At 59.5% G+C, this 6,183-nt stretch carries 5 protein-coding genes; 3 read left to right on the top strand and 2 right to left on the bottom strand.

All coding sequences use genetic code 11. The annotated features are described in order from the left end of the window. Nucleotides 1-132: 132 nt before the first annotated feature. Both B0E42_RS26475 and B0E42_RS26470 read right to left on the bottom strand, forming a co-directional pair. Entirely contained in the window at nt 133-921 is a 789-nt protein-coding gene (locus B0E42_RS26475; RefSeq protein WP_053182282.1) for a VacJ family lipoprotein, read from the bottom strand. Further along, nucleotides 914-2,212, bottom strand: a complete 1,299-nt coding sequence (locus B0E42_RS26470) for a hypothetical protein (RefSeq protein WP_003204449.1) — start codon at nt 2,210-2,212, stop codon at nt 914-916. The genes B0E42_RS26475 and B0E42_RS26470 overlap by 8 nt, the downstream gene beginning before the upstream one ends. 423 nt (nt 2,213-2,635) lie before the next feature. On the opposite strand from B0E42_RS26470, the gene B0E42_RS26465 reads away from it, so the two are divergent. The 3 genes from B0E42_RS26465 to B0E42_RS26455 all read left to right on the top strand — a co-directional run bounded on the left by B0E42_RS26465 (nt 2,636) and on the right by B0E42_RS26455 (nt 5,773). After that, nucleotides 2,636-3,490 carry a glycine betaine ABC transporter substrate-binding protein gene (locus tag B0E42_RS26465; RefSeq protein WP_014339592.1) on the top strand — a complete coding sequence of 285 codons (855 nt, stop codon included), beginning with the start codon at nt 2,636-2,638 and terminating at the stop codon, nt 3,488-3,490. 316 nt (nt 3,491-3,806) lie between these two features. Further along, a complete protein-coding gene (locus B0E42_RS26460; protein WP_014339591.1) occupies nt 3,807-4,118 on the top strand; it encodes a DUF485 domain-containing protein in 312 nt (103 codons plus the stop codon). Then, nucleotides 4,115-5,773 carry a cation acetate symporter gene (locus B0E42_RS26455; RefSeq protein ID WP_053182279.1) on the top strand — a complete coding sequence of 553 codons (1,659 nt, stop codon included), beginning with the start codon at nt 4,115-4,117 and terminating at the stop codon, nt 5,771-5,773. Before B0E42_RS26460 ends, B0E42_RS26455 begins: the two co-directional genes overlap by 4 nt. The last annotated feature ends 410 nt before the right edge of the window (nt 5,774-6,183 follow it).

Here is a 6,183-nt window from a genome sequence, read left to right as displayed (position 1 = left end):
CTGACAACTCATAACCACTGTGGGAGCGGGCTTGCTCGCGAATGCGGTGTGTCAGTTGACGAACATGTCATCTGGCACACCGCATTCGCGAGCAAGCCCGCTCCCACATTGGGATTTGCGTCAGGCGTTGGTTTATTCGGCAATCTGCAACTTGCGCGACTCGGTGTACACGTAGCGCACCTTTTCATATTCGAACGGCGTGTTCAGTTGCCCGTAGCGGAAACTGGTCTGGTAGCGCTTGTCCACACCGCGCAGGAGCAAGAGCTCCGGGTGGTTGGAGCTGACTTCGGAGACGTTCAGGAAGTTGATCGCCGATTCGGCTGTGTAGTCCACCAGCAGGCCCGAAGTGTCGCGCAGGTTTGAAGGGCCGAAGATCGGCAGCACGAAATACGCGCCGCCAGGCACGCCGTAGAAGCCCAGGGTCTGGCCGAAATCTTCGCTCTGGCGCGGCAGGCCCATGGCGGTGGCTGGGTCCCACAGGCCGGCGATGCCGACGGTGGTGTTGAGCAGCAGTCGTGCCGTGGTTTCCATCGAACGCTTGCCCTTGAATTGCAGCAGGCTGTTCATCAGGTTAGGCACGTCCCCCAGGTTGTTGAAGAAGTTGCTGACCCCGGTGCGCATGAAGCTGGGGGTGATGTAGCGGTAGCCATCGACAACGGGCAGGAACACCCACTGGTCGAAGCGGTAGTTGAAGTGATAGACCCGGCGGTTCCACGACTCCAGCGGGTCATAGACGTTCAGGGCGTTTAGGGTCGAGCGCTCGAACTCGCGCTGGTCCAGCCCCGGGTTGAACTTGAGCTTGGTCAACGGTTCCTTGAAACCGTCCGAATCCACCACCACTGGCGCATTGGCCTTGCTGTTGTCGGCGTGGACCATGCCCGCGCTTATTAACGCGGCGATAAGCAGCAGATATTTAGCCACGGAAGAACTCCAGCATGGCGTCGCTGTTGACGCGGTAGTTAAGGTTGCCGCAGTGGCCGCCCAGTGGATAAACCGTCAGGCGATCGCCAAAGGTCTTGCGCAGGAAACCCAGGTCGCCCGGGCCGAGAATGACGTCGTCGGCGTTGTGCATGACGGCAATCTTCGGGCTGTCGTGCAGGTAATCCTTCAACGCGTACAGGCTGACCTGGTCGACCAGTTGCAGCAGGCTGCCGCCGTCGGTACGCGCGCGCCACATCGGGATCACCTGCTCGGTGAGGTAACAGTCGAAATCGCATTGCAATGCACGCTTGAGGAATGGCGTCAGGCTGGTGCTTTCGGTAATCGGGAACTTGGGCGGGATGATCAGGCCGCGCCGGTTGATCAGGTCCGAGGTGAACGCGATGTCAGCCGCCGAGAAGCGGAACGAGGTGCCGATCAACATGGCCATCTGCTCGTTGCTCAAGTGTTGCTTGGACTGCTGGAAGTCATAGAGCAGCGCATCGTTGAGGTCGATGTAGCCTTTTTGCTGGAAGTAGCGGGTCAGCTTGTTCAGCACCAGCTCATAGAAGGTCGTGGTGTTGTTGATGCCCTTGACCTCGGTCTGGACCAGTTTGTCCAGGTTGGTGATCGAGGTGTAGAGGTTCACCGGCGGGTTCAGCAGCAGCACCTTCTTGAAGTTGAAGCTGCGCCGGGTTTCGTCCAGGTGCGCGACGAAGGCCGCGTCCAGGGCACCTAGGCTATAACCGGTCAGGTAATACTCGGTCACCGGCAGCTTGGGGTTCTGCGCGCGCACGGCCTGCATCACCCGGTACATGTCTTCGGCGTCTTCCTTGGAAATGCCTGGCGTGGCGAAGCGTGAAGCGGCGCTCATGAAGTCGAAGCTGGTGGGCGATGACAACTGCACCACGTGGTAGCCGGCCTTGTAGTAGAGGCGCTTGAGGTATTCATTAATGCTACTGTCAAAGCGCGCACCGGTGCCGGCGATGAGGAAGATCAGCGGCGCGGGTTTGTCCTGGGTGGCCATGCGGTAGGTGAGGCTTTTCACCGGCCAGAAGTTGTCCGGCAGGATGAACTCGCGTTCCGGGCGCAGGGTCAGGCTGTGGTCCGCCTGGTTGATGTCTTCGATCAGCGGCAACTCCGGACGCAGGTCCGGTGGCGTGGTGGCGATGGTCGCCTCGAACGGGTTGGTCAAGGGGTAGCCATAGCTGGCGGCGTCAATATCTGCCGCCAGCGCGGACGCACTCAGGATAAGGCCGCCGAGAAGGGCAGCGAAGCGCAAGGAACGGAGCATGACTGGATCCCTTAAAGGAAGGTGCCGAATGAGGTTCGCAGGCTATGACCACCGAAGCAGAGCCAAGTGCCATGATGGGCACAAAACAGGCACGGACGGGGTGCGATAGTAGCGGGACGATACACGGTCGTGCGCGGCGGCGGCTAGTTATCTGGCGTTTGCCGGATATGACGGCTAAACCTCACGTGTGGCGGTGCTACAAATGCCCTGAACTGAGAGCTGGCGTTCTGATGTCGTTTCTCGTTGCCTCGACGTCGCAGACAGAGCAGGTTCCGGATCGGCGCAGGTTGATGATCAGCGAGTCAGTACTCCACTGGCGTTCAGGCCGGTTTGAGGGCGAGCGTGATGGGGGCGCTGAGCATCATAACTATACGTTGACGCCGCCCGGCATCCGTCGGGCGCAGCACTTTCGGGGAAGTAACGATGAAGATGCGACGACTCTTGGGCGCAGGTGCCGCACTGGTACTGGCCATCAGTTCCACCTTGGCCAGCGCCGAAACCAAAACCCTGAGCATCGGTTACGTTGACGGCTGGTCCGACAGCGTCGCGACCACCCACGTGGCCGCCGAAGTGATCAAGCAGAAACTCGGTTATGACGTGAAGTTGCAAGCGGTCGCGACCGGGATCATGTGGCAAGGCGTGGCCACCGGTAAACTCGACGCGATGCTCTCGGCCTGGCTGCCAGTGACTCACGGCGACTATTGGACCAAGAACAAGGACCAGGTGGTCGATTACGGTCCCAACTTCAAGGACGCGAAAATCGGCCTGATCGTGCCGGAGTACGTCAAGGCCAAGTCGCTTGAGGATCTCAAGACCGACGACTCCTTCAAGAAGCGTATCGTCGGCATCGACGCCGGTTCTGGCGTGATGCTCAAGACCGAACAGGCTATCAAGGATTACGACCTGACCGGTTATCAACTCAAGGCCAGTTCCGGCGCTGGCATGATTGCCGAGCTGACCCGTGCCGAGAAGAAAAACGAATCCATCGCCGTTACCGGTTGGGTGCCGCACTGGATGTTCGCCAAGTGGAAACTGCGCTTCCTGGAAGACCCGAAAGGCGTCTACGGCGCGGCTGAGACTGTAAACAGCATCGGCAGCAAGGGCCTGGAGGCCAAGGCGCCGGAAGTGGTCGAGTTCCTGAAGAAGTTCCAGTGGGCTTCGAAAGACGAGATCGGCGAAGTCATGCTGGCGATTCAGGAAGGTGCCAAGCCTGACGCTGCTGCCAAGGACTGGGTCGCCAAGCACCCGGATCGCGTGAAGGAGTGGACCGGCAAGTAATCGGCCTGGTTTAGCTGTTCCGAAAAGCCGCATGACTTGTGTCATGCGGCTTTTTTTTGTGCCCGCAGATCCTTGGTCCTGCACAAATCCCTGTGGGAGCGGGCTTGCTCGCGAATGCGATTTTTCAGTTAACCATGTGTTGACTGACACACTGCATTCGCGAGCAAGCCCGCTCCCACAAAGGGAACTGCGGAAAATGTGAAGGAAACGGGCAACACCGTCATGTCGTTCTAATACTAAGGTCGTCTGGAACCTGGCCTTGAGCCGCATAGAGTAGGGTTGTTCCAATTAAATCTGTGCTGCGAGGATAAAAACAATGAACGACAGCATTTACCTCTCGATTCAAAACAGCCCGCGCTTCAAGGAGCTGGTGAGAAAAAGGGAAAAGTTCGCCTGGATTCTCTCGGCGATCATGCTTGGGCTGTATTCCGGCTTCATTCTTCTGATCGCCTACGGGCCACACATTCTCGGGGCCAAGATCTCGCCTGAGTCCACTATCACCTGGGGCATTCCCATCGGTGTCGGCCTGATTCTCTCGGCCTTCATCCTGACTGGTATCTACGTACGGCGCGCCAACGGCGAGTTCGACGACTTGAACAATGCGATTCTCAAGGAGGCTCAGCAATGATCCGGCGTCTACTGGCTCTATTGAGCATCGCAGCGTTCGCCCCGGGCGCCTGGGCGGCTGAAGCCCTGACCGGCGCCGTGCAGAAACAACCCCTCAACGTCGCGGCTATCCTGATGTTCGTGGCCTTCGTCGGCGCGACTTTGTATATCACCTACTGGGCGTCCAAGAAAAACAACTCGGCGGCCGACTACTATGCGGCCGGCGGCAAGATCACCGGCTTCCAGAATGGCCTGGCCATTGCCGGCGACTACATGTCGGCGGCGTCCTTCCTGGGGATTTCCGCGCTGGTGTTCACCTCGGGCTACGATGGCTTGATCTACTCCATCGGCTTCCTGGTGGGCTGGCCGATCATCCTGTTCCTGATCGCCGAGCGCCTGCGTAACCTGGGTAAATATACCTTTGCCGACGTGGCGTCCTACCGCCTGGGGCAAACCCAGATCCGCACCCTGTCTGCCAGCGGCTCGCTGGTGGTGGTGGCGTTCTACCTGATCGCGCAAATGGTCGGTGCCGGCAAGCTGATCCAGCTGCTGTTCGGCCTGGACTACCACGTTGCGGTGATCCTGGTCGGTATCCTGATGTGCCTCTACGTGTTGTTCGGCGGCATGCTGGCCACCACCTGGGTACAGATCATCAAGGCGGTGCTGTTGCTCTCGGGTGCTTCGTTCATGGCCCTGATGGTCATGAAGCACGTCAACTTCGACTTCAACATGCTGTTTGCCGAGGCGGTCAAGGTTCACCCTAAAGGTGAGGCGATCATGAGCCCAGGCGGCCTGGTGAAGGATCCGATCTCGGCCTTCTCCCTGGGGCTGGCACTGATGTTCGGTACCGCTGGCTTGCCGCACATCCTGATGCGCTTCTTCACCGTGAGCGACGCCAAGGAAGCGCGCAAGAGCGTGCTGTATGCCACTGGCTTCATCGGTTACTTCTACATCCTGACCTTCATCATCGGCTTCGGCGCGATCCTGCTGGTCAGCACCAACCCGGCCTTCAAGGACGCGGCAGGTGCCTTGCTCGGCGGCAACAACATGGCGGCGGTGCACCTGGCCAACGCTGTGGGCGGCAGTATCTTCCTGGGCTTCATCTCGGCGGTAGCCTTTGCCACCATCCTGGCGGTCGTCGCGGGCCTGACCCTGGCCGGTGCTTCGGCGGTGTCCCATGACCTGTATGCCAGTGTGATCAAGAAAGGCAAGGCCAACGAGAAGGACGAGATTCGCGTCTCGAAAATCACCACCATCGCCCTGGCGGTGCTGGCGATCGGCCTGGGTATCCTGTTCGAGAAGCAGAACATCGCGTTCATGGTGGGCCTGGCGTTCTCCATCGCGGCGAGCTGCAACTTCCCGGTACTGCTGCTCTCGATGTACTGGAAGAAGCTGACCACCCGTGGCGCCATGATTGGCGGCTGGCTGGGCCTGGTCAGTGCCGTGGGCCTGATGGTGCTCGGTCCGACCATCTGGGTGCAGATCATGGGTCACGAGAAGGCGATCTTCCCGTATGAATACCCTGCGCTGTTCTCGATGGCCATTGCCTTTGTCGGCATCTGGTTCTTCTCCATCACCGACAAGTCGACTGAAGGTGCCAACGAGCGGGCGCTGTTCTTCCCGCAGTTCGTGCGTTCGCAGACTGGCCTGGGGGCGAGTGGGGCGGTTAACCATTGATGTAGAGATAAGTGCTTGAAGAAATACCCCGGTCGAGAGGCTGGGGTATTTTTTTGTGTGCGATAACTGCGGTTTGAGTGATGACGCCTTCGCGAGCAAGCCCGCTCCCACAGGTAATGCTGTTCACTTAAGGCTGTGGATTGGGGTAAGGGTGTATATCCGTTGCTGCGGTAACGGCTGCTTAGGGTTCCGCCCTGACGGCGGCTCACTTTTGAGAAGCGCAAAAGTAAGCAAAACGCTCATGCCCCACCACTCGGTGCCTCGCCTAGGCTCGGCATGCCCTCACTCCGGCATTGCTCCGTGGGCCGCCGCGAAGGGCCATCCATGGCCCAGCGCGGCTACCTCGGCATCCATGCCGAGGTGCCCACTGCGCAATGCCTGCGTTCGGCCGTCGTGGTTAACGGGGCGCC

This window comes from Pseudomonas sp. A25(2017) (assembly GCF_002001065.1).
Lineage (GTDB): Bacteria > Pseudomonadota > Gammaproteobacteria > Pseudomonadales > Pseudomonadaceae > Aquipseudomonas > Aquipseudomonas kilonensis.
The sequence above is the reverse complement of the archived record's forward strand: the minus strand, read 5'-3'. Positions and strand labels throughout refer to the sequence as shown.